Origin of the sequence: Nocardioides litoris, assembly GCF_006346315.1 — a bacterium.
GTDB lineage: Bacteria > Actinomycetota > Actinomycetes > Propionibacteriales > Nocardioidaceae > Nocardioides > Nocardioides litoris.
This window is the reverse complement of sequence record NZ_VDMR01000006.1, coordinates 127901-153795: the sequence shown is the minus strand read 5'-3', so window position 1 is coordinate 153795 and position 25895 is coordinate 127901. Positions and strand designations below refer to the sequence as shown.

The window sequence follows — 25895 nt, the reverse complement described above, 5'->3', positions numbered from 1 at the left end:
GGTGTCGAGCCGCGAGGTGGTGCTGCTCGGCACGGCGAGCCAGGTGCCCACGCGCGAGCGGGCGCACCACGGCTGCTTCCTGCGCTGGGACGACGAGGGCCTGCTGCTCGACCCCGGCGAGGGGACCCAGCGCCAGATGGCCCTGGCCGGGCTGCCCGCCTCGGCCACCACCCGGGTCGCGATCACCCACCTCCACGGCGACCACTGCCTCGGCCTGCCCGGGGTGGTGCAGCGGCTCTCGCTCGACGGCGTGACCCGGCCGGTGCCGGTGCACTTCCCGGCCTCGGGCCGGGTCTTCTACGACCGGCTGCGCCACGCCTCGCTCTTCCACGACACCACCGACGTGCACGCCGCTCCCGTGACCGGGCCGGGCGTCGTCGCCCGCGGCGCGTTCGGCACGCTCGAGGCGGTCGCCCTCGACCACGGCCACGAGACCTACGGCTACCGGCTCGTCGAGCCCGACGGCCGCCGCCTCCTGCCCGACCGGCTCGCGGCCCGCGGCGTGCGTGGTGCCGACGTGGGGCGGCTGGTGCGGGAGGGCCGGCTCGGCGGGGTCGCGCTCGAGGAGGTGAGCGAGCCCCGGCGCGGCCAGGTGTTCGCCTTCGTCATGGACACCCGCCTGTGCGACGGCGTCGACGCCCTCCTCGCCGACGCCGACCTGGCCGTCGTGGAGGCGACGTACGCCGACGAGCACGAGCACCTGGCCCGCGAGCACGGCCACCTCACCGCCCGGCAGGCCGCGGCCGCCGCCGCACGGGCCGGCACCCGCCGGCTCGTGCTGACCCACGTGTCCCAGCGCTACCGCGACCTCGCCGCGCACGAGGCCCAGGCGCGCTCGGCGTACGACGGCGAGCTGGTCGTGGCCCGCGACCTCGACCGGGTCGCGGTGCCGCCGCGGCTCTGAGGGGCGTGGGAACCGGGCGGCGCCCGGGGCGAGGAACAACCGGTCGACCGGGTGTTCCCGCAGCTGGGAGGGCAGAACTGTCGCTGGGAGGGCAATGCATTGGCCCCCCAGCGCGAGAAGTCCCCGTCCAGCAGGGGCCGGGAGGAACACCCGGTCGACCGGGTGTTCCCGCAGCTGGGAGGGGAGTCCCGTCAGTTGTCCGACAATCCGGACAGCCGGGCCCACGGGCGCCGTACGACGGGGAGCGGGTCAGCCGCCGACCGGGCCGACCGTGAAGTGCTCGCGGGCGAACTCCAGCGACGCGCGGAGGTCGGCCTCGCGCTCCTCGGCGTCGGAGCACTTGCGGGTGTTGATCTCGACCACGATCTCGCCGTCGAAGCCGGCGGCGGCGATGTGGCGCAGGAAGGCGGCGGCGTTCATGACGCCGCGGCCGGGCACGAGGTGCTCGTCCTTGGCCGACCCGCTGCCGTCGGTCAGGTGCACGTGCCGCAGCCGGGGGCCCAGGCGCTCGGCCATCTCGATGACGTCGGAGCCGGCGATGGCGGCGTGGCTCAGGTCGATCGTGGTGTTGGCGTAAGGCTCGGCAGAGGGGTCCCAGCCGGGGAGGTACATCTCCGCGCCGCGCTTCTTGGTCGCCCGCCAGGGGTACATGTTCTCGACCGCGAACATGATGCCGGTGGAGTTCTCCAGCGCCGCGATGCCGTTGACGAAGTCGCGGGCGTACTCCTTCTGCCACCGGAACGGCGGGTGCACCACGACCGTGCGCGCCCCGACCGCCTCGGCCATCTCGGCGGAGCGCTCGAGCTTGCCCCACGGCTCGGTGCCCCAGACCCGCTGGGTGAAGAGCAGGCAGGGTGCGTGCACGGCGCTGATCGGCACGCCGTGGTGCTCGGAGAGCTGCTGCACCGCGGAGGTCTGCTGGCTGAGCGCGTCGATGCCGACCATGACCTCGACGGCGTCGTACCCGATCGAGGCGGCGTGGGCGAAGGCGTGCGCCGTCGACTCCGGGTAGACCGAGGACGTCGACAGCCCGACCCGGGTCACCGGCCCACCGCGCCGGGGACGACCGTCGGCAGGTCGGCGACGCTGATGCGGTCGATGCGCTCGAGGATGACGCCCTCGCGCAGCGCCCACGGGCAGATCTCGAGCTCGGCGAGGTCGAAGATGTCCATGCAGGCCTCGGCGACCAGCGCGCCCGGCACGATCTGGTGGGTGCGGCTCGGCGAGACACCGGGCAGGTCGGCCAGCTCCTCGGCGCTCATGTCGACCAGCTTGGGGATCCAGCCGCGCAGGCTCTCCAGCGGCAGCGAGCGCGGCACCAGCGCCCCCTCGCCGGACGGCGCGGCGCCGCAGATGCGGGCCAGCGAGCGGAAGGTCTTGGACGTCGCCGCGGCCCGGTGGGGCGCGCCGGCGCGCAGCAGGTTGCCGGCGTCGCGGGCGATCTCGGCGCGGATGCGCTTGCGGATCGACTTCAGCCCCGCCTCGTCGGGCCGGGTGGCGAACTCCGAGCGGGCCAGCCGGGCCGCGCCCAGCGGCAGCGACCACGCGACGTCGGGCCGCTCGTCGCCGCCCCCGGCGATCTCCAGCGACCCGCCGCCGATGTCGAAGACGGCCAGCCGGCCCGCGGACCAGCCGAACCACCGACGTACGGACAGGAAGGTCAGGCGCGCCTCGTCCTCGCCCGAGAGCACGCTGATCGTCACCCCGGTGCGCTCGCGCACGTGGGCCAGCACGTCGTCGCTGTTGGCGCTGTCGCGCACCGCGGAGGTCGCGAACGACAGCATGTCCTCGCAGCCCTTGTCCTCGGCCACGACCAGCGCCTCGGCCGTGAAGGAGGTCAGCGCGTCGATGCCGGTCTGCGAGACCGCGCCGTCGGCGTCGAGGTGCTCGGCCAGGCGCAGCGGCTGCTTGTAGGAGTACGCCGGCAGCGGGGCCGCGCCGTCGTGGGCGTCGACCACCAGCAGGTGCCCGGTGTTGGAGCCGATGTCGAGGACGCCGAGGCGCATGGCTCCACGCTACTCCCGGGGCGGCTCACCCCGCCGACGGACCCGTAGGCTTCCGGCGTGCCCGAGGTCGACCTGGTCTTTCCGCGCGCCTGGGTGGAGTTCGCCAACCCGGCCGACGACAGCGAGGTCATGCGCTGCGACCTGACCTGGCTGACCAGCCGCTACCGCTGCGTCTTCGGCGAGGGCTGCCAGGGCATCTACGAGACCAGCCCCGACACCGGCTGCTGCACCCTCGGCGCCCACTTCGCCGACAAGGACGACGAGAAGCGGGTCGCAGGCTTCGTCGGGATGCTCGACGAGACGCTGTGGCAGTTCCACCCCGGCCGCATGGTCAAGACCAAGGACTGGGTCGAGACCGACGACGAGGGCGACCGCAAGACCCGGGTGCACGAGGTCGACGGCCAGTCGGCGTGCGTCTTCCACAACCGCACCGACTTCCACCTGGGCGCCGGCTGCGCGCTGCACGCGCTGGCCTACGTGCTGGAGAAGAACCCGCTCGAGACCAAGCCCGACGTGTGCTGGCAGCTGCCGATCCGGCGCACCTTCCGCGAGGTCGAGCGCACCGACGGCACCACCTACACCGAGGTGTCGATCGGCGAGTACGACCGACGCGGGTGGGGTCCCGGCGGCCACGACCTCGACTGGTACTGCTCCGGCAACACCGAGGCCCACGTCGCACCCGACCCCGTCTACCTCACCCACGAGGCCGAGCTCGTCGAGCTGATGGGGCGGGCGGCGTACGACGAGCTGGTGGGGCACTGCGACGCCCACGTGCGGTCGCGCTCGGCGCTGGCGATCCACCCCGCCTCCCGCTCCTGACCGGCCGCCGGCCTGGCCACGAGCCGGTCCAGGCCTCTCGACGTCAAGACACCCACCCCCCGCCTCACGGGTGAGGTCGGCCACTGGCGCACAATCGTCGCCATGCGCCTCGACCACCTCTCCTACGCCGCCGGACCCGATGGCCTCGACGCCACCGCGGCACGCATCGGCCAGCTCCTGGGGCGCGACTTCGTCGACGGCGGCATCCACCCCCGCTTCGGCACCCGCAACCGCACCCTGGGTCTCGCCGACGGCACCTACCTCGAGGTCGTCGAGGCGCTCGAGCACCCGGCGTCGGACAAGGCGCCGTTCGGCCAGGCCGTCAAGGCCCGCTCCGCGCTCGGCGGCGGCTGGCTGGGCTGGGTCGTCGCGGTCGACGACATCACCGTGGTCGAGCAGCGCCTCGGCCGGGCCGCGGTCGCCGGCAACCGGCACCGGCCCGACGGCACCGAGCTGCTGTGGAAGCAGATCGGCATCAACGGCCTCATCGCCGACCCGCAGCTGCCGTTCTTCGTGCAGTGGGACAGCCCGGCCGAGCAGCACCCGTCGGCCGGGGGTGACGACACCCTCGCGCTGGCCTGCCTCGAGATCGCCGGCGACCCGCAGCGGGTCAGCGAGTGGCTCGGCGAGACCGTCGAGGCGCCGCTGGAGGACGTCAAGGTCGAGTGGGTCGCCCCCCACGGCACCCCCGGCATCCTCGCCGCCCAGGTGACGACGCCCGCGGGCCTCGTCCGCATCTGACGCTGCCGCGGTCCGGGTGGTGGCACGGCCGCTGAAGGGTGCCGTCCCGAGCCCCAACATCTGGCAGCACACGACGACGTACGAGGTCGAGAACCGCGCCGTCGACCCCGACGGCCGCCTCTGGTCGGCGCTGCAGTCGCTCGCCGACTGGTCCGGCCGCACCGTGCTCGACCTCGGCTGCGGCACCGGGTTCCACCTGCCGCTGTTCGCCCAGGGACCCCGGGCCGCCCGCGAGGTGGTCGGCGTCGAGCCGCACCCCGACCTCCTGGCCCTCGCCCGTCGTCGTGCGGCGCGGCTCGGGCCGGCCGTGCGCTGCCTGCCCGGCACGGCCCAGGACGTGCCGCTGCCCGACCGCTCCGTGGACGTCGTGCACGCCCGGTGGGCCTACTTCTTCGGCCCCGGCTGCGAGCCCGGCCTCGCCGAGCTCGGCCGCGTGGTGCGCCGCGGCGGCACCGCCCTGGTCATCGACAACGACGGCTCCCGCTCGACGTTCGGGGCGTGGTTCCGCCGCGGCTACCCGCACCTGCCCTCACCGGCGGAGGTCGAGCGGTTCTGGGTGACCCGCGGCTGGACCCGCACCCCCGTCGACATGGGGTGGCGGTTCGGCTCCCGCGCCGACCTGGAGGCCGTGGTGCGCATCGAGCTCCCGCCCGCCGTGGCCGAGGAGGCCCTGCGCCACCACGACGGCGTCGAGGTCGACTACGCCGTCAACGTGTGGTCGCGGACCTTCTGAGGCCGGCCCCGTCGTGGACCGACTGGCGAACCGGGCCGACACGCCCGGGATAGGCGTCGGTCGACGGCGTGCCGCCGCGACCTGCCAGTCCGTCTCCGGCGGCTGGGCTCAGGAGCTGCCGCGGACCGTCAGCGCGGGGGCGAGCAGCAGCCCCTCGCCGACGTACGACGGGGTGGCGAGCAGGTCCTCCAGCGCCCGGACGACTGCGATGGCGACCTCCTCGAGCGGCTGGCGCACGGAGGTGAGGCCGGGGTGCACGACCTGGGCGACCTGGGAGTCGTCGAACCCGACGACGGCGATGTCGCGCCCGGGGTGCAGGCCGCGCTCGGCCAGGGTGTGCAGCACGCCCATGGCCAGGGTGTCGGAGGCGCAGACGAACGCGGTGGGCCGGGCCTCGTCGAGGAGCACGGCGCTGGCCTCGCGGCCGCTCCAGACGGTGTCCTCGACGCGGGAGGCCATCCCGGTGGTCGACAGGCCGTGCTCGCGGACCGCGCGGGTCCAGCCGGCGCGACGGTCCTCGCCGATGAAGGAGTCCTTGCGCCAGCCGATCCAGGCGATGCGGGTGTGGCCCTTCTCGAGCAGGTGGCGGGTGGCCAGCTCGGTGCCGGCGGCGCCGTCGACGTCGACCCAGGGGTGCCGGGCGTCGGCGTCGTCCCAGGGCCGACCGAAGGCCACGAACGGCGCGCGCCGCTCGCGCAGCCAGGCGGCCTGCGGGTTGCCGAGGAAGGTGTCGGTGACCACGAAGGCGTCGACGGCGGTGGAGCGCAGCAGGTCCTCGTAGCCCTCGAGCGGGTCGGGACCCTCGCCGGAGAACAGCAGCACGTGGTAGCCCGCCTCGCGCGAGGTCCACACGAGCGAGTGCACGAACCGGTCCATCGCGGCGTTGGCCGTGCCTTCCTGCACCGGGCTCAGCCGCAGGCCGACCAGGTGGGAGGCGCGGGTGCGCAGGTTGCGGGCGGCGCGGTTGGGGACGTAGCCGAGGTCGGCGATGGCCTCCTGCACACGGGCGAGGGTGTCGGGGCGCAGGAGGTCGGGGTTGTTGACCGCGTTGGAGACGGTCTGCCGCGAGACGCCGGCCCGCTCGGCCACGTCGGCGAGGGTCGGCGCGAACGTCGGCACGCGCGACGCGGCCCGTCCGTTGCGCTCCACGCGGCCTCCTCTGGATCGATCCAAGGCGGGAGTCTAGCCGCACGTCGCCGCGCAGGACCGATGGATGCGCGCGGCGCCCGGGTGTCCCGGCCAGGACTGTCGGCGGTCCCGTCTAGCGTGCCCGGCATGCCGAAGACCGCCACCCGCGCCCCGCGACCGAGCTACCGCTGCGCCGAGTGCGGCTGGGAGACCGCCAAGTGGGTCGGCCGGTGCGGCGAGTGCCAGGCGTGGGGGTCGGTCGCCGAGGCCAGCGCACCCACCCAGCGCCAGGCCGCCGGCCCGGTCACGAGCCCGGCCGTCCCCATCGGCCAGGTGAGGGTCTCCGAGGCGGCCTTCCGCGGCACCGGCGTCGCCGAGCTCGACCGGGTGCTCGGCGGGGGCCTCGTGCCCGGGGCGGCCATCCTGCTCGCGGGCGAGCCCGGCGTCGGCAAGAGCACCCTCCTGCTCGAGGTCGCCGCCCAGACCGCGCGCAGCGGCCGGCGGGTCCTCTACGTCACCGGCGAGGAGTCCGCGGGCCAGGTGCGGCTGCGCGCCGACCGCACCGGCGGCGTGCACGACGAGCTGTTCCTGGCGGCCGAGACCGACCTCGGGGCGGTGCTCACCCACATCGAGCAGGTGCGGCCCGACCTCATCGTCGTCGACTCGGTGCAGACCATCGGCGCGGCGGGCGTCGAGGGCGTGCCCGGCGGCGTGACCCAGGTCAAGGAGGTCTCGGCCGCGCTGGTGCGCGTCGCCAAGACCCGCGACATCGCCACCGTGCTCGTGGGCCACGTGACCAAGGACGGCGGCATCGCGGGGCCGCGGGTCCTCGAGCACCTCGTCGACGTGGTGCTGCACTTCGAGGGCGACCGCAACAGCCGCTTCCGCATGGTGCGGGCGGTCAAGAACCGGTTCGGCCCGGTCGACGAGGTCGGCTGCTTCGACCTCGCCGCCGACGGCATCACGGCGGTGGCCGACCCCACGGGCCTGTTCGTCGAGCACCTGCAGGGCCGGGTCGCCGGCACCTGCGTGGCCGTCACCATGGAGGGCCGCCGCCCGCTGCTGGCCGAGGTGCAGGCCCTGGTGACGCCGTCCCCGCACGAGCGGCCGCGGCGCACCACCTCCGGCCTCGACGGGTCTCGCATCGCGATGGTGCTCGCGGTGCTGCAGCAGCACTGCGGGGTGCGGCTGCACGCCCACGACGTGTTCACCTCCACCGTGGGCGGAGCCCGGCTCTCCGAGCCCGCGAGCGACCTCGCCGTCGCGGTGGCGCTCGCCTCCGCGACCTACGTGACGCCGCCGCCGGTCGGCGTCGTGGCCATGGGCGAGATCGGGCTGGCCGGCGAGCTGCGCCGGGTCCGCGACCTGCCCCAGCGCCTCGCCGAGGCCGCCCGCCTCGGCTTCAAGATGGCGGTCGTCCCGGCCCCGGCCGCCGGGCGGCACCACCCCCAGCCGATCGCGTCGGACCAGGTGGTCGACGGCATGCGGGTCGTGGAGGTCCGCGACGTCCGGTCAGCGCTGCACCTGCTCCACCTCGACGCCCGCACCAAGCACGCCCTCGAGGTGGTCGAGGGCGCCGACGAGCGCTGATCCCGCTCGTCGCGCGGCGCCTCCCGGGGCCTGTCCGACGGCTCAGCGTCCCCGTCGCGTCGCGGCCGAGCGCGGCGGGGCGGCGCGCATGTGGTCGCGCACCGGCGCCAGCAGGTCGGCGAGCTGGCCGATGCCAGCCCCCGGCAGGGCGGCCACGAGCTGGTCGCGGACGACATCGACGTGGCCGGGCAGCACCGTGCGCACCCGGGACCGGCCCTCCTCGGTGACCGTGACCACGACGACGCGCTCGTCCTCCTGCGACGCCGCTCGCGTCACCAGGCCGGCCTTCTCCAGCAGCCCCACCTGGTAGGTCAGTCCGCTGCGGCTGTAGACCACGCCGTCGGCGAGGTCCGTCATGCGCGCGCTCCCGTCGGTCGAGTCCAGGGCGAGCCGGGCCAGCAGCTGGAACTGCACGTAGCTCAGGTCGCCCTCCTCCTTGAGCTGCTGCTCCACCCGGTGCCGCAGCATCCCGGCGACGTCCATGAGGGCGAAGTAGGCGCCGAGCTGCACGGGGTCGAGGCGGGGTGGGTCCGAGGGCACGGCCCCACTCTACAGGAAACTTCGAACTCGAAGCACTTGCTTCGAAATCGAAGCAGCGCTACGGTCACCACATGCTTCGACTTCGAAGCACCGACCGAGGAGACCACCATGCAGACCATCCGCTTCCACCAGTACGGCGCCGCCGACGTCCTCCACCTCGAGGAGGTCGACGTCCCCACGCCGGGCCCGGGCCAGGCGCTCGTCGCGGTGGCGTCGACGTCGTTCAACGGCGTCGACGCCAACATCCGTGCCGGGGCCATGCAGGGCCCGATGCCGGTCACGCTCCCCCACGTGCCCGGGCTCGACCTCGCCGGCACCGTGACCGCGCTCGGACCGGGCACCCAGGGGTCCCGCCTGGCCGTGGGCGACCGGGTGGTCGGGTTCCTGCCGTTCACCGACGACGGGGCCGCGGCCGATCATGCCCGCGCGTCGGTCGAGGACCTGGCGCCTGCGCCGACCACGGTCCCCCTGGACGATGCCGCTGCTCTCCCGCTGGTCGGGCTCACCGCGCTCCAGGCCCTCGAGGCGGCCGGGGTGCGCGCCGGCCAGCGGGTGCTCGTCAACGGGGCGGGCGGCGCGGTCGGCCTGTACGCCGTCCAGCTGGCCCGGGCCTCGGGCGCGGTCGTCATCGCGGTCGCGGCTCCGCGCCACCGCGACCGGTTGCTGGAGCGCGGGGCGGCGGAGGTGCTCGACCCGGGGACCGAGGACCTGGGGGCCGCGCTGTCCGCGCCGGTCGACGCGCTGCTCAACCTCGCACCGGTCACCCCCGAGCGGCTCGCCGCCCTCGTGGCGGCGGTGGCCGACGGCGGCGTGGTCGTCAGCACGACCGTCTGGATGGCCACCCCGGGCGACGAGGCCCGCGGGGTCCGAGCAGTCGACTTCTACGTCCGCAGCGACCGCCGGCAGCTCGCCGAGCTGGTCGCCCGGGTCGACCGCGGCGAGCTGGTCGTCGACGTCGCCGAGCGCGTCGCCCTGGCCGACCTGCCGAGCGTCCACGCCAGGGCCGCCGCCGGCGACCTGGCCGGCAAGGTCGTCGTGCGCCCAGGGTGGTGATGTCCCGGGCATCGACGAGGTGGGCCGGTTAGCCTTCTCCCGTGACCGACGGCCGCAGCGAGGAGCAGGAGCGCCTGCGGGCGACCCTGGCGCAGACCGCGCCGGGCACGGCGCTGCGCGACGGGCTCGAGCGCATCCTGCGCGGCCGCACCGGCGCCCTCATCGTGGTGGGCCACGACCGCACGGTGGAGTCCATCGCCACGGGCGGGTTCGTGCTCGACGTCCCGTTCACGGCCACGGGCCTGCGCGAGCTGGCCAAGATGGACGGCGCGATCATCGTCGACGCGCACCTCACCCGCATCCACCGGGCCGCGGTGCACCTGATGCCCGACCACACGATCCCCTCGGAGGAGACGGGCACCCGCCACCGCACCGCCGACCGGGTCGCCAAGCAGACCGGGTTCCCGGTCATCTCGGTCTCGCAGTCGATGCAGATCATCGCCGCCTACGTCGGCGCGACCCGGCACGTGCTCGAGGACTCCGGCCAGATCCTCTCCCGCGCCAACCAGGCCCTGCAGACCCTCGAGCGCTACAAGCTGCGCCTCGACGAGGTCTCCAGCACCCTGTCCGCCCTCGAGATCGAGGACCTCGTGACCGTCCGCGACGTCGCGGTCGTCGCCCAGCGACTCGAGATGGTCACCCGCATCGCGCGTGAGATCGAGGACTACGTGCTCGAGCTCGGCACCGACGGCCGGCTGCTCGCCCTCCAGCTCGAGGAGCTGGTCACCGGCGTCGATGCCGAGCGCGAGCTCGTCATCCGCGACTACGTCCCGGCCGGGCGGCGGCAGACCTCGCCGGAGGTGCTGCTCGCCAAGCTCGAGGCCCTCTCACCGACCGAGCTGGTCGACCCCGCGTCGGCGGCCCGCGTGCTCGGGCTCGGCGCCAGCGAGCACCTCGACGGGGCGGTCGCCCCGCGCGGCTACCGCCTGCTGGCCAAGGTGCCCCGCCTGCCCGCCCCCGTCGTCGACCGGCTGGTCGAGCAGTTCGGCACCCTGCAGAAGCTGCTCAGCGCCGGCATCGACGACCTGCAGGTCGTCGACGGCGTCGGCGAGCTGCGCGCGCGCAGCGTGCGCGAGGGGCTCTCGCGGCTGGCCGAGTCGACCATCCTCGAGCGCTACGTCTGAGGCCTCAGCCGCGGCCGGCTCCGGCGCCCTTCGGCAGGGCCGGGCCGAGCCGCTCGGGCTCCACGGGCTCGGTCAGCGTGAACGGCACGACCTCGGACGGCTCGCCCCCGATCGCCGCCGCCTGCACCTCGTAGGTCCCGGCCGGCGCCCGGTCCATGCCGCTCGGGCACTCCCGGCTCGACTCGCGACCGTTCCAGGCCAGCCGGTAGGTGGTGATGAAGTCGCGGCGCAGCACGACCGGGTCGCTGGGCACCTGGGCCGGGCACTCACTGCTGGACCAGACGTCCTCGCCGTCGGAGGTGATCGTGTAGGCGAGGTGCTCGCGGTCGATCTGCCAGGTGCAGGCCAGGGCCGTGCGGGTGCGCAGGCTCAGGGTCACCAGCACCGGACGGCCGGCCTCGGCCGACGACATCACCGGCGTCACCAGCACGTCGGCGTCGTCGCAGGTGCCGGACGGCGCCGGGGGCGCGGGCGCGGCCGGGGTCGTCGGGGCGGTCGGCTGCGGCCGGGCGCCGCGGCCCTTGCCGTTCCCGCCGTTCCCGCCGTTCCTGCCGCCGCGGCCCTGCTCGCCGGCGGTCGGCCCGACGAGCGGGTCGCTGGGCGTGCTGGCGGGCGCCGACGGCTCGGCGCCCGTGCGGGCGGCGGTCTCGGCGGCAGGCGGCGGGCCGTCGTCGCCCCCGACGAGGTCGACGGTGGCGACCAGGAGCAGCACCGCGGTGCCGGCGAGCACCGCGCGCCGGCGCCAGTAGACCGCCCGGGGCAGCGGACCACGCGTCACCATGGCACGTCACGCTAGCCACCGACCCCCGCCGAGCCGGGGAGGCGCACCGCGGACAATCGTGGGGTGCCCGACTCCCCGCTCCACGCCCCCGTCCTGGACTGGTACGCCGAGCACCAGCGCGACCTGCCGTGGCGCCGCCCCGAGGCCTCGCCCTGGTCGGTGCTGGTCTCGGAGCTGATGCTGCAGCAGACCCCGGTGGCCCGGGTCCTCCCGGTGCACGAGGCGTGGCTGGAGCGCTGGCCGACCCCTGCCGACCTGGCGGCCGAGCCGACCGGGGAGGCCGTGCGGGCGTGGGGCCGGCTGGGCTACCCCCGCCGCGCGCTCCGCCTGCACGCCGCCGCGGTCGCCATCGTCGAGCGGCACGGCGGCGAGGTGCCGGCCTCCTACGACGAGCTGCTCGCCCTGCCCGGTGTCGGGGACTACACCGCGGCCGCCGTCGCCAGCTTCGCCCACGGCCGCCGCCACGTCGTGCTCGACACCAACGTGCGACGGGTCCTCGCCCGCGCCGTCGGCGGCGTCGAGCTGCCGGGCACCTCGGTCACCCGCGCCGAGCGCAGCGTCGCCACCGGCCTGTTGCCCGACGACGAGGCCACCGCCGCCACCTGGGCCGTGGCCGTCATGGAGCTCGGAGCGCTCGTGTGCACCGCGGCCAAGCCGCGCTGCGGTGCCTGCCCCCTGGCCGACCAGTGCGCGTGGCGGGCGGCCGGCCACCCGGCGTACGACGGGCCGCCGCGCAAGGTGCAGACCTGGGCCGGCACCGACCGGCAGGTGCGCGGACGGCTGCTGGCGGTGCTGCGCGACGCCGAGGGCCCCGTGCACCGCTCCAGCCTCGACGCGGCCTGGCCCGACGAGGCCCAGCGCGCCCGCTGCCTGGCCTCCCTGCTCGCGGACGACCTCGTCACCCAGGTCGGTCCCGACACCTGGGCCCTCCCCTGACCGGGAAAAGGACGCTGACCCGCCGCACGAGTGCGACGGGTCAGCGTGAGGTGGTGCTGGTGGGACCTAGAGGGTGCCGGTCCCGGGGCCGTCGGCGAGGCCGGCGGCGCCGCCCTCGGTGTCGCCGGGGCCGGCCTTCTTGATGTCGACCGGGCCGTCCTCGGTCTTGCTGAGGTCGGGGCCGCCGACCTCGGCGGTCTCGAACGGCGGCAGGTCGGGCAGCTCGCCCATCTTCTGGCCCTTGAAGGTGAAGGTCGCGGTCGGACCCTCGCCCTCGACGTCGACCAGCACGATCTGGCCGGGGCCGACCTCGCCGAAGAGCATCTTCTCGGCGAGGGTGTCCTCGATCTCGCGCTGGACCGTGCGGCGCAGCGGGCGGGCGCCGAGGACCGGGTCGAAGCCGCGCACGGCCAGCAGGTCCTTGGCGGCCTGGGTGAGCTCGATCTTCATGTCGCGGTCGCGCATGCGCAGCTCGACCGAGGCGATCATGTTGTCGACCATCGCCACGATCTGCTCCTGGCTGAGCGGCGGGAAGACGATGATCTCGTCGACACGGTTGAGGAACTCGGGCCGGAAGTGCTGCTTGAGCTCGTCCTGCACCTTGCCCTTCATCCGCTCGTAGGAGCCGGCCGCGTCGCCGCTCTGGTTGAAGCCCAGGTGGACGGACTTGGCGATGTCCTTGGTGCCCAGGTTGCTGGTCATGATGATGACGGTGTTCTTGAAGTCGACCACCCGGCCCTGGGAGTCGGTCAGGCGACCTTCCTCCAGGATCTGCAGCAGGCTGTTGAAGATGTCGGGGTGGGCCTTCTCGACCTCGTCGAACAGCACGACCGAGAACGGCTTGCGCCGCACCTTCTCGGTCAGCTGACCGCCCTCCTCGTAGCCGACGTAGCCCGGGGGCGAGCCGAAGAGCCGCGAGACGGTGTGCTTCTCGCTGAACTCCGACATGTCGAGCTGGATGAGGGAGTCCTCGTCACCGAAGAGGAACTCGGCGAGCGTCTTCGACAGCCACGTCTTGCCGACGCCCGAGGGCCCGGCGAAGATGAACGACCCGCCGGGACGCTTGGGGTCCTTGAGCCCGGCACGCGTACGACGGATGGCCCGGCTGAGCGCCCGGACGGCCTCCTCCTGACCGATGACGCGCTTGTGCAGCTCGTCCTCCATCTTGAGCAGCCGGCTCGACTCCTCCTCGGACAGCTTGACGATCGGGATGCCGGTCGCCACGGCGAGCACCTCGGCGATCAGCTCCTCGTCGACCTCGGCGACCTCGTCCATGTCGCCCGCGCGCCACTGCTTCTCGCGCTCGGCCTTCTTGTTGATGAGCTGCTTCTCCTCGTCGCGCAGGCGCGCGGCGGCCTCGAAGTCCTGGCCGTCGATGGCCGCCTCCTTGCGGGAGCGGACCTCGGCGATCTTGTCGTCGTACTCGCGCAGGTCGGCGGGCGCGGTCATCCGGCGGATGCGCAGGCGCGAGCCGGCCTCGTCGATGAGGTCGATGGCCTTGTCGGGCAGGAAGCGGTCGGAGATGTAGCGGTCGGCCAGCGTCGCCGCCGAGACCAGCGCCTCGTCGGTGATGGTGACCCGGTGGTGCGCCTCGTAGCGGTCGCGCAGGCCCTTGAGCATCTCGATCGTGTGGGCGATCGACGGCTCGGCGACCTGGATCGGCTGGAAGCGGCGCTCGAGCGCGGCGTCCTTCTCGAGGTACTTGCGGTACTCGTCGAGGGTGGTCGCGCCGATGGTCTGCAGCTCGCCGCGGGCCAGCATCGGCTTGAGGATGCTGGCGGCGTCGATGGCGCCCTCGGCCGCACCGGCGCCGACGAGGGTGTGGATCTCGTCGATGAACAGCACGATGTCGCCGCGGGTGCGGATCTCCTTGAGCACCTTCTTCAGGCGCTCCTCGAAGTCACCGCGGTAGCGGCTGCCGGCCACCAGCGCGCCGAGGTCGAGGGTGTAGATCTGCTTGTCCTTGAGCGTCTCGGGCACGTTGCCCTTGACGATGTCCTGGGCCAGGCCCTCGACGATCGTCGTCTTGCCGACACCCGGCTCACCGATGAGCACCGGGTTGTTCTTCGTGCGGCGCGAGAGGATCTGCATGACCCGCTCGATCTCGGTCTCGCGACCGATCACCGGGTCGAGCTTGCCCTCGCGGGCGTCCTGGGTGAGGTTGCGGCCGAACTGGTCGAGCACGAGCGAGGACGACGGGGCGTCGCTGCCACCGGTCGCGGCGGCCGCCGCGGCGGTCGACTCCTTGCCCTGGAAGCCCGAGAGCAGCTGGATGACCTGCTGGCGGACGCGGTTGAGGTCGGCGCCGAGCTTCTGCAGCACCTGGGCCGCGACGCCTTCGCCCTCGCGGATCAGGCCGAGCAGGATGTGCTCGGTGCCGATGTAGGAGTGGCCGAGCTGCAGCGCCTCGCGCAGGGACAGCTCGAGCACCTTCTTGGCGCGGGGGGTGAACGGGATGTGGCCCGAGGGCGCCTGCTGGCCCTGGCCGATGATCTCCTCGACCTGGGCGCGGACCGCCTCGAGGGAGATGTCGAGGCTCTCGAGCGCCTTCGCGGCGACGCCCTCGCCCTCGTGGATGAGACCGAGCAGGATGTGCTCGGTGCCGATGTAGTTGTGGGAGAGCATGCGGGCCTCTTCCTGGGCCAGCACGACCACCCGGCGAGCTCGGTCAGTGAACCGCTCGAACATGCATTGCTCCTCTGGTCCTGGGGTCCCCGTCCATTCCTGGGTGGAGGGAGGGGTACGGGAGGTACAACCCCGCAGCCAGCCTACGCGTTCCGTCATCCACCCCAACGGCGTCCGCTGACAGCGAACAACGGCCGCCGAGCCCGCCCCGGACGACGCTGACCCGTCGCAGGTGCACGACGGGTCAGCGGTGCTGCGGGGGCATCTTCAGCTGGCGGCGTCGAACGCCTCGCGGATCTCGGCGGGGATGCGGCCGCGCTCGGGGACCTCGTAGCCGTTGGAGCGGGCCCACTCGCGGACCTCGGCGGCGCTGGCGCCGCCGGCGGGGGCCGCCGAGGACGACGAGGAGGACTTGCGGCCGCCGCCGCGGCGGGCGCTGGCCACCTTGCGGGCGTTGCCGACGTAGCCGGCGAGGGCGTCACGCAGCTGCTGGGCGTGCTCGTCGTTGAGGTCGATCTCGTAGGACGTGCCGTCGAGCCCGAACGCGACGGTCTCGGTCGCCTCCGACCCGTCGATGTCGTCGACGAGGACGATGTTGACCTTCTGTGCCATGGCGGGGAATTCCTTCTGCCGTGTGGACGTGGTTTGTCGTCGCATTCGACGACACCGGGATATTCGCCATCATGGCAGAAAAGCGTGAATTCAGGAATTGCGCGAAAAGACGAGCTCGAGGCCTTTCAGGGTGAGCCACGGATCGACGTGGGTGAAGCAGTCGCACTCCTCGACGACCAGCGGCGCCAGGTAACCGGTGGCGATGACCGTGGTGTCGTCGGGATCGACGCCCAGCTCCTCGATCATCCGCTCCACCAGTCCCTCGACCTGCGCCGCGACACCGAAGACCATGCCCGACTGCAGGGCCTCGACGGTGTTCTTGGCGATGACCGACCGGGGTCGGGCCAGCTCGACCTGCCGCAGCTGCGCACCGCGGCGGCCGAGCGCCTGCAAGGAGATCTCGATCCCCGGGCTGATGGAGCCACCGACGTATTGCCCGGCCGCATTCACGACGTCGTAAGTCGTCGCCGTGCCCCCGAAGTCGACGACGATCGCCGGACCACCGAAGAACGTGGCCGCGGCCAGGGAATTCACGATGCGGTCGGTGCCGACCTCGCGCGGATTGTCGGTGAGCACCGGAATTCCGGTGCGGACCCCGGGCTCGACGACGAGGTGGGGCACCTCGGAGAAGTGCCGGCCCAGCATCTCCCGCGCCGCGAGGGTCACCGCGGGCACCGTGGAGCAGAGCACGATGCCGTCGACCTCGGCCAGCCGCCGCCCGAGGAGGCCGCGCACCAGCACCGCCCACTCGTCCGCCGTACGCCGCTCGTCGGTCGCGACCCGCCAGTCGCCGCTGACCTCGCCGCCCGCGACGAGGCCGAGCACGGTGTGCGCGTTGCCGACGTCGGCGGCGAGCAGGGGCATCAGAGGTCCTGCAGGTCGAGCCCGAGGTCGAAGACGACGACGGAGTGGGTGAGCGCGCCGACGGAGATGAAGTCGACGCCCGTGGCGGCGACGCCGCGGGCCCGCTCGAGGGTGAGGCCGCCGGAGGCCTCGAGGGTGGCCGGCGTCGGCGAGGCGGCGGTGAGGCGCACGGCCTCGGCCATCGTCGCGTCGTCCATGTTGTCGAGGAGGATCTCGGTGCAGCCGACCTCGAGCAGCGCCCGCAGCTGGTCGAGGTCGGTGACCTCGACCTCCACGGGCAGGTCCGGGTACGCCGCCCGCACGGCCTCGAAGGCCGGCACGACGCCGCCCGCGGCGATGACGTGGTTGTCCTTGACCATCGCCTTGTCGGTCAGGCCGAAGCGGTGGTTGACCCCGCCGCCGCAGCGCACGGCGTACTTCTGCAGGGCCCGGAGGCCGGGGAGGGTCTTGCGGGTGTCGAGCACCCGGGCGCGGGTGCCCTCGAGCGCGTCGACCCAGTGCGAGGTGGCGGTGGCGACGCCGGAGAGGTGGCAGGCCAGGTTGAGCGCGGTGCGCTCGGCGGTGAGCAGGCCGCGGGTGGGCCCCTCGACACGCATCACGACGTCGCCCGCCACGACGCGGCTGCCGTCGGCGAGCCGGTCGGTGACGACGACGTCGTCACCGCACACGACGCGGAAGACCGCCGCCGCCAGGGCGAGCCCCGCGACGACACCGTCCTGGCGGGCGCCGAAGACGCCCTCGGCCCGGGCGTCGGCGGCGATGGTCGACTCCGAGGTCGCGTCGACCCCGTCGCCGGGCAGGTCCTCCTGCAGGGCCCGCAGGACGACGTCGTGGACCTCGTCGGGGTCGAGGCCGGCGGCCTCGAGCTCGGCGCACAGGTCGTCGGGCACGCGGTGGAACCTCACGACAGTCCTCCGTCGGTGGCGGGGGCGGGGTGGAAGGAGACCTCGGCGACGCCGTCGTCCTGCACGGTGTCGACGTGGCCGGCCCAGCGGTCGTCGTCGCGGTCGGGGAAGTCGTCGCGCCAGTGGGAGCCACGGGTCTCCTCGCGCAGGGTCGCGGCCTCGGTGAGCGCGGTGGAGACGGTGACGAGGTTGGTGGCCTCCCACGCGGCGAGGTCGACGACGGTCGTCTCCTGGCCGGCCAGCTTCTCCAGCACCGCGGAGGCCTCGGCCAGACCGGTGGCGCCCCGCAGCACGCCGACGCGGGAGGTCATCACCTCCTGCAGCTCGGCGCGGACCTCGCCCGACACCAGCCCCGGCACCCGCCGGTCGGGCGCGGGCTCGGACCAGGGCCGGAGCTCACCGGGGAGCACCTGGGCGATGCGCCGGGAGAACACCAGGCCCTCGAGGAGGGAGTTGGAGGCGAGCCGGTTGGCGCCGTGGACGCCGGAGCAGGCGACCTCGCCGGTGGCGTAGAGGCCGGGCACGTCGGAGCGGCCGTGCAGGTCGGTGCGGACGCCGCCGGAGGCGTAGTGGCAGGCGGGCGCGACCGGGATGAGCTGGGTCACCGGGTCGACGCCGTGGCGGCGGGCGGTGGCCAGGATGGTCGGGAACCGCCGCTCCCAGAACGCCGCCCCGAGGTGCCGCGCGTCGAGCCACATGTGCGGCTGGTCGCTGTCGAGCATCCGGCGCATGATCGCCTTGGCCACCACGTCGCGCGGGGCGAGGTCGGCCAGGGGGTGCACGCCCTGCATGAAGCGGTCGCCCTCGAAGTCGACGAGGAAGGCGCCCTCGCCGCGGACCGCCTCGGAGATCAGCGGCTGCTGTCCGTGGCTGTCGGGGCCGAGCCACATCACGGTCGGGTGGAACTGCACGAACTCCAGGTCGCGCAGCGTCGCCCCGGCCCGCAGGGCCAGCGCCATGCCGTCGCCCGTGGAGACCGCGGGGTTGGTCGTCTGGCTGAACACCTGGCCGAGCCCGCCGCTGGCCAGGACGACCGCGCGGCAGTGCACCGCGCCGACGCCGTCGCGCTGCCCCTCCCCCATCACGTGCAGGGTCAGGCCGGCGACACCGCCGCCCCCGTCGAGCAGCAGGTCGACGGCCAGGGCCCGCTTGACGACCTCGATCTCGGGCGCCGCCTCGACCGCGGCGATGAGCGCTCGCTGGATCTCCGCGCCGGTGGCGTCGCCGCCGGCGTGCGCGATCCGGTCGCGGTGGTGGCCGCCCTCGCGGGTCAGCGAGATGGCGCCGGTGTCGTCGTGGTCGAAGACCGCCCCGAGCGCGATCAGCTCGCGGACCGCCTCGGGGCCCTCGTCGACCAGCACCCGGACCGCGTCGGTGTCGCAGGCGCCCGCGCCGGCGACGAGGGTGTCGACCGCGTGCTGCTCGGGGGTGTCGCCGGGGCCGAGGGCCGCCGCGATGCCGCCCTGCGCCCACTGCGTGGACCCGGCCGCCAGCTCGTCCTTGGTCACGACCAGGACCTTCTCGACCTGTCCGGCCAGGCGCAGCGCGGCGGTGAGCCCGGCGATGCCGGACCCCACGACGACGACGTCGGCGCGGGTGGTCCACCCGGGCTCGGGCGCGGTCAGGCGGCCGGGCAGGCGGCGTACGGCGGTCGGCATCCGGCAGACGCTACTGGCTCGGTCGGGCGGGGCTCAGCGGGGCGAGCGCGTCGCCGCGCTGCAGGCCGGGGTCGCCGAAGGTCTCGGCGGGGTCGAAGCCGGTGGCCATGATCTTGTTGTCGGCGTCGACGAAGACCACGTGCGGCTTGAGCTCGGTGGCCTCCTCGGTGCTCATCTGGCCGTAGCCGATGAGGATGACGAGGTCGCCGGGGTGCACCAGCCGGGCCGCGGCGCCGTTGATCCCGATGACGCCGCTGCCGCGCTCGCCGGCGATCGTGTAGGTCTCCAGGCGGGCGCCGTTGGTGATGTCGACGATGTGGACGAGCTCGCCGGGCAGCAGGTCGGCGGCCTCGAGCAGGTCCTGGTCGACGGTGACGGAGCCGACGTAGTGCAGGTCGGCCTGGGTGACGGTCGCGCGGTGGATCTTGCTCTTCATCATGGTGCGCAGCATCGGGGTCTCCGGGTGGTCTGGGCGGGATGGGTGGAGGTCGGGTGGGGCGGCCGGTCAGGCGCCGAGGGTGAGCGGGACGTTGTCGATCAGGCGGGTCGAGCCGACGCGGGCCGCGATGAGGGCCCGGGCGGGGGTGCCCGGTGCCGGGTCGTCCGGCAGCGGGGACAGGTCGGGGGCGGTGATCTCGAGGTAGTCGAGGTCGACCTTGTGGGCCTCGCGCAGCTCGGCCCGGGCCGCGTCGACGGCCGGGGCGAGCCCGTGGGCGGCGGCGTCGGCGGCGGCGTGCAGCGTGCGGCTGAGCGCGACCGCGGCCAGCCGCTCCTCGGGGCCGAGGTAGCGGTTGCGGCTGGACAGGGCCAGACCGTCGGGCTCGCGCACGGTCGGGGCGCCGACGACGTCGACGCCGAGGCACAGGTCGGCGGCCATGCGGCGCACCAGGGCGAGCTGCTGCCAGTCCTTCTCGCCGAAGACGGCGACGTCGGGCCGGACGAGACCGAACAGCTTGGCCACGACCGTGAGGACGCCGGCGAAGTGACCGGGACGGCTCGCGCCCTCGAGCACGGTGCCGAGCGGGCCGGGGTCGACGGTGACGGCGGGCGGCCAGGCCGGGTAGACCTCCTCGACCGTCGGCGCGAACGCCAGGTCGACGCCGTGGGCCGCGCACACCTCGAGGTCGGCGTCGAGGGTGCGGGGGTAGCGGTCGAGGTCCTCGCCGGGCCCGAACTGCAGCGGGTTGACGAACACCGAGACCACGACGGGGCCGCCGCCGACCTCGGCGGCGGCGCGGTCCATGAGGCTGGCGTGGCCGACGTGCAGCGCGCCCATCGTCGGCACGAGGCCGACCCGCTCGCCCGCGTGGCGGCGCTCGGCCAGGGCGTCGGCGAGCTCGGCGCGGGTCGTGGCGACGCGCGTCACGGCGTACGCCGGAGGGGCGGGTCGGCCGCGGCGGGCTGGCCGGGCTGGCCGGGCTGGGCGGGCTGGCCGGGCTGCTGGGCGGCGAGACCGGCGAGGTGCGCGGCCTCGGCCTCCGCGAGGGCCTGGCTCATGGCGAGGGCGCGGATGGGCAGCAGGCGACCGTCGGTGACCGCGCGGGACAGGGTGGCGCGGGCCAGGGCGAGGTAGGCGGGCAGGGTGGTCGGAGCCTCGGTGAGGATGCCGTCGAGGTGGGCCTGGACCGTGCCGAGGTCGCCGCGCACGATCGGGCCGGTGAGGGCGGCGTCGCCGTCGGCGAGGGCGTTGTCGAGGGCGGCGGTGAGCAGGGGGCGCAGCGTGGCGGCGGGGTCGTCGGCCCCGGCGGCGGCGAGGATCTCCATGGCCTCGGTGACCAGGGTGACCAGGTGGTTGGCGCCGTGGGCGAGGCCGGCGTGGTAGAGCGCGCGGCGCTCCTCGGGCACCCACAGCGGGCGACCGCCGAGGTCGTCGACGAGGGACGCCGCGACCGCGCGCTCACCGGGCTCGGCGGTGAGCCCGAAGACGCAGCCGGCCAGCCGGTCGAGGTCGACTGCGGTGCCGGTGAAGGTCATCGCGGGGTGCAGGGCGACGATGCGGGCCCCGACCGCGGCCGCGGGGGCGAGCACGGCGAGGCCGTGGCGACCGCTGGTGTGCACGACGAGCTGGCCGGGGCGCAGGGCGCCGCTGTCGGCGAGCACGCGCACGACGTTGGCCAGCATGTCGTCGGGGACGGTGAGCAGCAGCAGGTCGCAGGCGCGCGCGACGGCGCTCGGCTTGCGCACCGCGACCCCGGGCAGCAGCGCGGCCACCCGGCCGCGGGAGGCGTCGGACTCACCGGCGGCGGTGACGACGTCGTGGCCGGCCGCACGGAGGGCGGCCGCGAGGACCGCGCCGACCCGGCCTGCGCCGACGACGCCGATGCGGTGCTGCTGCGGGCGCGCGGGCGCGCCGGGCTGGTGAGCCATGTCGAACCTTTCGTTCCAGTCCCGCGAACGGGTACCAGACGATGTGCTCGGTGTGGTGCTGTCACCACGGTCAACACGAGCGTAGGCGGGCCGATTCCGCGATGTCTGCCGAACGTGACGTGACGCACGTCGCGTCGGTCCGCGGCCGGCGGGCCGGTCGGTCGGGGCCGGTCAGCCCCTCAGGGCTGCACCAGGATCCGCACCGGGCTGCCGTCGCGCTCCTGCAGCCGGCGGATGCCCTCGCCGACGTCCTCGAGCGGGACGATCCCGCTGATGGACCGGGACAGGTCGAGCCGGCCGGTCGAGACGAGCCGGGCGAGCACGCCGATGTCGGCGACGTCGTACCCGAGGTGGCCGCGGACCTGCTTGCGGCTCAGCCCGAGGCCGAGGGTCGATCCGAGCGAGACCTCCTCGGCGCTCATGCCGACCCCGACGAGCCGGCCGCCCGCGCCGAGCATGGCCAGGCCCTGCTCGAAGGTCGTCTTGAGGCCGACGGCGTCGAACGCGACGTCGAGCATCGCGCCGTCGGTGACCTCGGCGATCCGGGCGGCCACGTCGGGGGCGCGCGAGTCGAGGGCGAGGTCGGCGCCGAGCTCGAGCGCCCGCTCCCGCACGACCGGGTCGAGGTCGAGCGCGACGATCGGGGTGGCGCCGACCAGCCGGGCCAGCTGCACGACGTGCGTGCCGACGCCGCCCGCACCCCAGACGCCGACCGACTCGCCGACCCGCAGGTCGGCGGTGTGCACCACGGCGCCGTACGGCGTGGAGACGGCGTCGGCCAGGATCGCGGCCTGCTCCATCGAGACGTTGTCGGGGATGCGCGTCAGCCCGGCGGCCAGGGCCACGGTGTACTCCGCCCAGGCGCCGTCGTAGGCGAAGGCCATCAGCCGCAGGGCGGTGCAGGACCCGTAGGCGCCACGGGCGCAGAAGCGGCACTCCCCGCACGGGCGGCCGGCCGCGGGCACGACCCGGTCGCCGACCTGCCAGCCGGTGACGTCGGGCCCGACGGCCGCGATGGTGCCCGACGCCTCGTGGCCCTGGGTGATGACCGGCGGGCCGAGGGCCGGGAACGTGCCGTCGAGCAGGCTGAGGTCGGAGTGGCAGATGCCGCAGTACGCCACCTCGACCAGGACGTCGCCCGGACCGGGCCGCGGCACCGGCACGTCGGTCACCTCGAAGGTCCGCGTGCGGGTGTCGAGCCGCTGGGCCCGCATGGTCTCCGGCAGTCCGTCGTCGGCGTTCACGGGACGAGCCTGGCAGACGCGGCGCTCAGGTGCGCTGGTCGTCGGACGCGACGACGGTGCCGACCTCGAGGGGCCGGGGGGCCTGGGGCAGCCAGGTGCGGGTGACGTGGTCGACGACGTGCACGCCCTCGGGCGCCTCGATCGCGTGCACCCCGGCGGGCACCTCGCCGGCCTTGAGGGCGTGGAAGACCTCCCACTCGCGCCGCTTGCGCTTGTTGCGGTAGCTCGTGGCGAACGACGCCGGGTCGGTCCAGTGGGCGAACTCGTCGCCGTCGAGGTGCTTCAGCTCCACGCACAGCCCGTGCGGCAGCCCGATCGAGACGACCGGCTTGGGCGTCGTGCGGACCTCCCACTCGAAGGCCTTGGTGAACACGAAGTCCGGGCCGATCGGGAAGCCCCACTCCTCGGCGTTGCGCAGGCCGAGGTCGAGCCAGCCGCGCCGGGGCTCTCGCGAGTCGAGGTAGAGGCCGTGGCGCGGGACGCGGATGATCGACTGCACGTCGCCGACCTGCCAGGCCAGGTCGGCCAGCGACGCCTCGCCCTCGGCGGTGAGCACCATGTCGCCGTCCCACTTGAAGGAGTAGCGGGTGCCGACCTGGGCGAAGCACCAGTTGTAGAAGTAGGACAGCGAGTGCACCGACAGCTCGTGCACGGCGCGGTGCTCGGCGCCGGCGCGCGCCACCTCGAACGGGTACGACGCCAGCGTGAGCTTGTGGGCGAGGCCGGCGCGCTCGGCGGTGGCCGTGGTGACCTCGGGAGTGCCGTCGGTGGACCCGTTGTCGACGACGAGCACGTGGTCCATCGACCGCAGCAGCGGCGGGAGCACCCAGGGCAGCGACGGCGCCTCGTCCTTGACGCGCAGCACGGCGGTGCTGCCCGAGCGCAGGCCGCGGACGCCACCCGCGGCGACCCAGGGCCAGGTGACGTCGTACTCGGCGTGGCCCTCGAGGTTGCGCAGGCCGGTGGGCCCGGCGTGGGCGGTCACCGGGTCGCTCCCCCGGTCACTGGGGCCGCTCGCGCCCGGCGGCCCTGCGCAGGCCGCGCCGCACCGACGGGGGGACGGCGGCGCGCAGGCCGTGCGGGATGCGGTCGGCCCCGCGGGCCGGGCCCGGCGCGGGCTCGGGGGCGGGAGCGGGCCGGCCGCGGCCGCGGAGCACGTGCTCGGCGTGCACGACCGAGGAGCGGCTGATGGCCTCGGCCTCGGCGTACAGGTCGCTGTAGGCCTCGCGCAGCTGGTCGAGGGTGGCGTGCCGCTCGGCGGTGTCGCCGCCCTGGTCGGCGAGGTGGTTGAGCTCGGCCCAGGTCTCGGCGACCAGCTCGTGCAGCCGCGGCGGCAGGCCGAGGTCGTCGAGGGTGAGCGTCATCCGGCGCAGCGAGGGGTCGACGAAGCGGTGGCCGTCGCGGATCTGCTCGGAGCTGGCGTGCAGCACGTGCTGCAGCTGCAGCCGCTCGCCGGCGTCCATGACGACGCGGGTCCAGTCGTCGAGCAGGTCGGCGTACCGGACGAAGACGCGGTCCGCGCCGCCCTCGGTGCCGCGGGTGCCGCGCTCGGTGTGGAGCAGCATGTTGAGCCAGCTGGCCGCGAGGTGGGCCGAGCCGAGCTTGTTGGCGTAGTAGGTCTGCTTGCTGCCGACGACCTCGGCCGGCGGTCGGAGCATGGTCGCGAAGACCGGGCGGGAGCCGGTGCGGATGGCCGCGACGCGCCACAGGCTGAGGAACCAGCTCAGCCGGGGGTCCTTGACCACCAGCTCGGGGTTGACCGCGAGGTGGGACTCCAGCCACGCGGCGGTGGCGATGCGCTCGGGCTCGCGGGTGCTGACGCGCCCGGTGTCGAACCAGGCCTGCGGCCGGCTGTCGCTGACCTGCACGACCGCCTCGCGCAGCAGCCGGTCGTGGTGGTCGACGACCCACTGCGGCTCGGCGAACCCCTTGGGGTTGGTGGCGTCCGACGGCACCTCGGGCTGCGGCACGTGCAGGCCGAGGATCTTGGCGAGCCCGGCCATGGTGCTGGTGCCGCTGCGACCGGCGCCGGCGACGAAGAGCACGGTGCGGGGGTGGTCGGGGGCGTCGGTCACGGGGCGTGAGCCTATCGGCCTCCCGTAGCCTCGCGCGCATGCGCTGGAGCCGACGCCCGCCGCCGCGGATCAGCGTCGTCGTGCCCGTGTACGACGTGGAGGCCTACCTCCCGGCCTGCCTCGACAGCGTGCTCGCGGCGACCTGGCCCGACCTCGAGGTCGTCGTGGTCGACGACGGCTCGACCGACGGGTCGGGTGCCGTGGCCGACGAGTACGCCGCCCGCGACCCCCGGGTGCGGGTCGTGCACACCCCCAACCGCGGTCTCGGCGCGGCCCGCAACGAGGGCCTGCGGCACACCACCGGCCCGCTCGTGACCTTCGCCGACTCCGACGACCGGGTGCCCGCCGACGCCTACGCCGTGCTCCACCGCCAGCTCAGCCGGTCGGGCTGCGACCTCGTCACGGGGTCGGTCGCCTGGTGGCACCCCGACGCCGCCGACGGGCCCGACCCAGCGCGCGAGCTGGTCGAGCTGCCCTGGATGCGCCGGCTGCACCGTGACCGGGCCGCGCTGGTCATCGAGCAGCACCCCGAGCTGCTCGGCGACGTGTTCGCCTGGAACAAGCTGTTCCGCCGCGACTTCTGGGACGCCGCCGGCCTGGCGTGGGTCGAGGGCCGCCGCTACGAGGACCAGCCGACCACCACCCGGGCCTACCTCCGGGCGCGCCGCATCGGGGTCGTGCCCGAGGTCGTCTACCACTGGCGCCAGCGCGCCGACGGCTCCTCGATCACCCAGCAGCGGGCCTCGCTCGACGACCTGCGCGACCGGTGGGCGACCAAGCTGATGGCGCAGGCCGACGTGGCGGCGTACGGCTCGGGCCGGGTCAGCAAGGTCTTCACCGACCGGGTCCTGCCCGGCGACCTGCACCGCTACTTCCGCCACCTGCCCGAGGCCGACGACGCCTGGTGGGAGCTGCTGCGCTCCGGCGTCACCGAGGTGTACGCCGGCCGCTCGCTCGTCCACAGCGGGCTGCCGCCCGTGCACCGGCTCACCGGCTGGCTGGTCGAGCAGGGGCGGCGCGACGACGCCGTCCACGTCATGGCCTACGTCGCCGGGCTGGGCCCCGGGGAGCGGGTGCCGCGCGTGCAGGACGACGACGGGGTGCGGATCGACGTGCCCGGGCTGGACCCCCGCAGCGTCGACCGGGCTGCCCTGGCGCTGCGCGACGACGAGCACTGAGGGGTCCGGCAG

Annotated in this window: 25 protein-coding genes; 9 read left to right on the top strand and 16 right to left on the bottom strand. The window is 74.5% G+C overall.

Annotated features, from left to right (window positions below; genetic code table 11):
* Position 1: 1 nt before the first annotated feature.
* Positions 2 to 904, top strand: coding sequence for a ribonuclease Z (locus FJQ57_RS17330; RefSeq protein ID WP_139982730.1), 903 nt, complete (start codon positions 2 to 4; stop codon positions 902 to 904).
* A 249-nt stretch (positions 905 to 1153) separates the two neighbouring features.
* Here the strand turns inward: FJQ57_RS17330 and FJQ57_RS17325 are convergent, their stop codons facing one another.
* Both FJQ57_RS17325 and FJQ57_RS17320 read right to left on the bottom strand, forming a co-directional pair.
* A complete protein-coding gene (locus FJQ57_RS17325) occupies positions 1154 to 1948 on the bottom strand; it encodes a sugar phosphate isomerase/epimerase family protein (RefSeq protein ID WP_139982728.1) in 795 nt (264 codons plus the stop codon).
* Positions 1945 to 2910 (bottom strand): Ppx/GppA family phosphatase, encoded by a 966-nt coding sequence (locus FJQ57_RS17320; RefSeq protein ID WP_139982726.1) that lies wholly within the window; start codon positions 2908 to 2910, stop codon positions 1945 to 1947. The genes FJQ57_RS17325 and FJQ57_RS17320 overlap by 4 nt, the downstream gene beginning before the upstream one ends.
* A 57-nt stretch (positions 2911 to 2967) precedes the next feature.
* On the opposite strand from FJQ57_RS17320, the gene FJQ57_RS17315 reads away from it, so the two are divergent.
* The 3 genes from FJQ57_RS17315 to FJQ57_RS17305 all read left to right on the top strand — a co-directional run bounded on the left by FJQ57_RS17315 (position 2968) and on the right by FJQ57_RS17305 (position 5203).
* Positions 2968 to 3729 carry a DUF3109 family protein gene (locus FJQ57_RS17315; RefSeq protein WP_139982724.1) on the top strand — a complete coding sequence of 254 codons (762 nt, stop codon included), beginning with the start codon at positions 2968 to 2970 and terminating at the stop codon, positions 3727 to 3729.
* A gap of 102 nt (positions 3730 to 3831) precedes the next feature.
* Positions 3832 to 4470: a VOC family protein gene (locus tag FJQ57_RS17310; protein WP_139982722.1), complete on the top strand. Its 639-nt coding sequence runs from the start codon at positions 3832 to 3834 to the stop codon at positions 4468 to 4470.
* Between the two features lie 19 nt (positions 4471 to 4489).
* Positions 4490 to 5203, top strand: coding sequence for a class I SAM-dependent methyltransferase (locus tag FJQ57_RS17305; protein ID WP_139982720.1), 714 nt, complete (start codon positions 4490 to 4492; stop codon positions 5201 to 5203).
* Positions 5204 to 5311: 108 nt separating this feature from the next.
* On the opposite strand, the gene FJQ57_RS17300 is transcribed toward FJQ57_RS17305, so the two are convergent.
* On the bottom strand, positions 5312 to 6352 hold the full coding sequence (locus tag FJQ57_RS17300) for a LacI family DNA-binding transcriptional regulator (RefSeq protein WP_211349054.1): 1041 nt from the start codon (positions 6350 to 6352) through the stop codon (positions 5312 to 5314).
* 126 nt (positions 6353 to 6478) lie between these two features.
* Between FJQ57_RS17300 and radA the strand changes: the two genes are divergently transcribed.
* The gene (gene radA, locus FJQ57_RS17295; protein WP_139982718.1) at positions 6479 to 7921 is read left to right on the top strand and encodes a DNA repair protein RadA; all 1443 of its coding nucleotides are present in this window, start codon (positions 6479 to 6481) and stop codon (positions 7919 to 7921) included.
* A 42-nt stretch (positions 7922 to 7963) separates the two neighbouring features.
* Here the strand turns inward: radA and FJQ57_RS17290 are convergent, their stop codons facing one another.
* Positions 7964 to 8461: a MarR family winged helix-turn-helix transcriptional regulator gene (locus tag FJQ57_RS17290; protein ID WP_139982716.1), complete on the bottom strand. Its 498-nt coding sequence runs from the start codon at positions 8459 to 8461 to the stop codon at positions 7964 to 7966.
* A gap of 108 nt (positions 8462 to 8569) precedes the next feature.
* Here FJQ57_RS17290 and FJQ57_RS17285 point away from each other — a divergent pair, with 108 nt between their 5' ends.
* Together FJQ57_RS17285 and disA are read left to right on the top strand one after the other, a co-directional pair.
* The gene (locus tag FJQ57_RS17285) at positions 8570 to 9514 is read left to right on the top strand and encodes an NADP-dependent oxidoreductase (RefSeq protein ID WP_139982714.1); all 945 of its coding nucleotides are present in this window, start codon (positions 8570 to 8572) and stop codon (positions 9512 to 9514) included.
* A 41-nt stretch (positions 9515 to 9555) separates the two neighbouring features.
* A complete protein-coding gene (disA, locus tag FJQ57_RS17280; RefSeq protein ID WP_139982712.1) occupies positions 9556 to 10638 on the top strand; it encodes a DNA integrity scanning diadenylate cyclase DisA in 1083 nt (360 codons plus the stop codon).
* A 4-nt stretch (positions 10639 to 10642) separates the two neighbouring features.
* On the opposite strand, the gene FJQ57_RS17275 is transcribed toward disA, so the two are convergent.
* The gene (locus FJQ57_RS17275) at positions 10643 to 11419 is read right to left on the bottom strand and encodes a hypothetical protein (protein ID WP_139982710.1); all 777 of its coding nucleotides are present in this window, start codon (positions 11417 to 11419) and stop codon (positions 10643 to 10645) included.
* Positions 11420 to 11482: 63 nt separating this feature from the next.
* Here FJQ57_RS17275 and FJQ57_RS17270 point away from each other — a divergent pair, with 63 nt between their 5' ends.
* Complete coding sequence (locus FJQ57_RS17270; RefSeq protein WP_139982708.1) at positions 11483 to 12355, top strand: HhH-GPD family protein; 873 nt, start codon at positions 11483 to 11485, stop codon at positions 12353 to 12355.
* 66 nt (positions 12356 to 12421) lie between these two features.
* Here FJQ57_RS17270 and FJQ57_RS17265 read toward each other — a convergent pair whose 3' ends face one another.
* The 11 genes from FJQ57_RS17265 to FJQ57_RS17215 all read right to left on the bottom strand — a co-directional run bounded on the left by FJQ57_RS17265 (position 12422) and on the right by FJQ57_RS17215 (position 24705).
* Positions 12422 to 15043: an ATP-dependent Clp protease ATP-binding subunit gene (locus tag FJQ57_RS17265; protein ID WP_139982707.1), complete on the bottom strand. Its 2622-nt coding sequence runs from the start codon at positions 15041 to 15043 to the stop codon at positions 12422 to 12424.
* A gap of 204 nt (positions 15044 to 15247) precedes the next feature.
* The gene (locus FJQ57_RS17260; protein ID WP_139982705.1) at positions 15248 to 15592 is read right to left on the bottom strand and encodes a histone-like nucleoid-structuring protein Lsr2; all 345 of its coding nucleotides are present in this window, start codon (positions 15590 to 15592) and stop codon (positions 15248 to 15250) included.
* 90 nt (positions 15593 to 15682) lie between these two features.
* Positions 15683 to 16456: a type III pantothenate kinase gene (locus tag FJQ57_RS17255; RefSeq protein ID WP_139982703.1), complete on the bottom strand. Its 774-nt coding sequence runs from the start codon at positions 16454 to 16456 to the stop codon at positions 15683 to 15685.
* Positions 16456 to 17346 (bottom strand): carboxylating nicotinate-nucleotide diphosphorylase, encoded by an 891-nt coding sequence (gene nadC, locus FJQ57_RS17250; RefSeq protein ID WP_211349052.1) that lies wholly within the window; start codon positions 17344 to 17346, stop codon positions 16456 to 16458. Before nadC ends, FJQ57_RS17255 begins: the two co-directional genes overlap by 1 nt.
* Positions 17347 to 17357: 11 nt before the next feature.
* A complete protein-coding gene (locus FJQ57_RS17245; protein WP_139982700.1) occupies positions 17358 to 19019 on the bottom strand; it encodes an L-aspartate oxidase in 1662 nt (553 codons plus the stop codon).
* 10 nt (positions 19020 to 19029) lie between these two features.
* Positions 19030 to 19470, bottom strand: a complete 441-nt coding sequence (gene panD, locus FJQ57_RS17240) for an aspartate 1-decarboxylase (RefSeq protein WP_139982698.1) — start codon at positions 19468 to 19470, stop codon at positions 19030 to 19032.
* A 54-nt stretch (positions 19471 to 19524) separates the two neighbouring features.
* On the bottom strand, positions 19525 to 20385 hold the full coding sequence (gene panC / locus FJQ57_RS17235; RefSeq protein ID WP_139982696.1) for a pantoate--beta-alanine ligase: 861 nt from the start codon (positions 20383 to 20385) through the stop codon (positions 19525 to 19527).
* Complete coding sequence (locus FJQ57_RS17230) at positions 20382 to 21386, bottom strand: Rossmann-like and DUF2520 domain-containing protein (protein ID WP_139982694.1); 1005 nt, start codon at positions 21384 to 21386, stop codon at positions 20382 to 20384. Before FJQ57_RS17230 ends, panC begins: the two co-directional genes overlap by 4 nt.
* A gap of 179 nt (positions 21387 to 21565) precedes the next feature.
* Positions 21566 to 22612 (bottom strand): alcohol dehydrogenase catalytic domain-containing protein, encoded by a 1047-nt coding sequence (locus FJQ57_RS17225; protein ID WP_139982908.1) that lies wholly within the window; start codon positions 22610 to 22612, stop codon positions 21566 to 21568.
* A 43-nt stretch (positions 22613 to 22655) separates the two neighbouring features.
* Positions 22656 to 23615: a glycosyltransferase family protein gene (locus FJQ57_RS17220; RefSeq protein ID WP_139982692.1), complete on the bottom strand. Its 960-nt coding sequence runs from the start codon at positions 23613 to 23615 to the stop codon at positions 22656 to 22658.
* A 16-nt stretch (positions 23616 to 23631) separates the two neighbouring features.
* Entirely contained in the window at positions 23632 to 24705 is a 1074-nt protein-coding gene (locus FJQ57_RS17215; RefSeq protein ID WP_246081878.1) for a sulfotransferase family protein, read from the bottom strand.
* A 38-nt stretch (positions 24706 to 24743) separates the two neighbouring features.
* Between FJQ57_RS17215 and FJQ57_RS17210 the strand changes: the two genes are divergently transcribed.
* Positions 24744 to 25883 carry a glycosyltransferase family 2 protein gene (locus FJQ57_RS17210; RefSeq protein ID WP_139982689.1) on the top strand — a complete coding sequence of 380 codons (1140 nt, stop codon included), beginning with the start codon at positions 24744 to 24746 and terminating at the stop codon, positions 25881 to 25883.
* Positions 25884 to 25895: the final 12 nt, after the last annotated feature.

Bases quoted from the DNA above. Each gene is read 5' to 3' on its own strand.
- FJQ57_RS17320 (WP_139982726.1), bottom strand. From the start codon at position 2,910: ATGCGCCTCGGCGTCCTCGACATCGGCTCCAACACCGGGCACCTGCTG.
- FJQ57_RS17310 (WP_139982722.1), top strand. From the start codon at position 3,832: ATGCGCCTCGACCACCTCTCCTACGCCGCCGGACCCGATGGCCTCGAC.
- radA (WP_139982718.1), top strand. From the start codon at position 6,479: ATGCCGAAGACCGCCACCCGCGCCCCGCGACCGAGCTACCGCTGCGCC.
- FJQ57_RS17285 (WP_139982714.1), top strand. From the start codon at position 8,570: ATGCAGACCATCCGCTTCCACCAGTACGGCGCCGCCGACGTCCTCCAC.
- FJQ57_RS17275 (WP_139982710.1), bottom strand. From the start codon at position 11,419: ATGGTGACGCGTGGTCCGCTGCCCCGGGCGGTCTACTGGCGCCGGCGC.
- FJQ57_RS17265 (WP_139982707.1), bottom strand. From the start codon at position 15,043: ATGTTCGAGCGGTTCACTGACCGAGCTCGCCGGGTGGTCGTGCTGGCC.
- FJQ57_RS17260 (WP_139982705.1), bottom strand. From the start codon at position 15,592: ATGGCACAGAAGGTCAACATCGTCCTCGTCGACGACATCGACGGGTCG.
- FJQ57_RS17255 (WP_139982703.1), bottom strand. From the start codon at position 16,456: ATGCCCCTGCTCGCCGCCGACGTCGGCAACGCGCACACCGTGCTCGGC.
- FJQ57_RS17245 (WP_139982700.1), bottom strand. From the start codon at position 19,019: ATGCCGACCGCCGTACGCCGCCTGCCCGGCCGCCTGACCGCGCCCGAG.
- panD (WP_139982698.1), bottom strand. From the start codon at position 19,470: ATGCTGCGCACCATGATGAAGAGCAAGATCCACCGCGCGACCGTCACC.
- FJQ57_RS17230 (WP_139982694.1), bottom strand. From the start codon at position 21,386: ATGGCTCACCAGCCCGGCGCGCCCGCGCGCCCGCAGCAGCACCGCATC.
- FJQ57_RS17210 (WP_139982689.1), top strand. From the start codon at position 24,744: ATGCGCTGGAGCCGACGCCCGCCGCCGCGGATCAGCGTCGTCGTGCCC.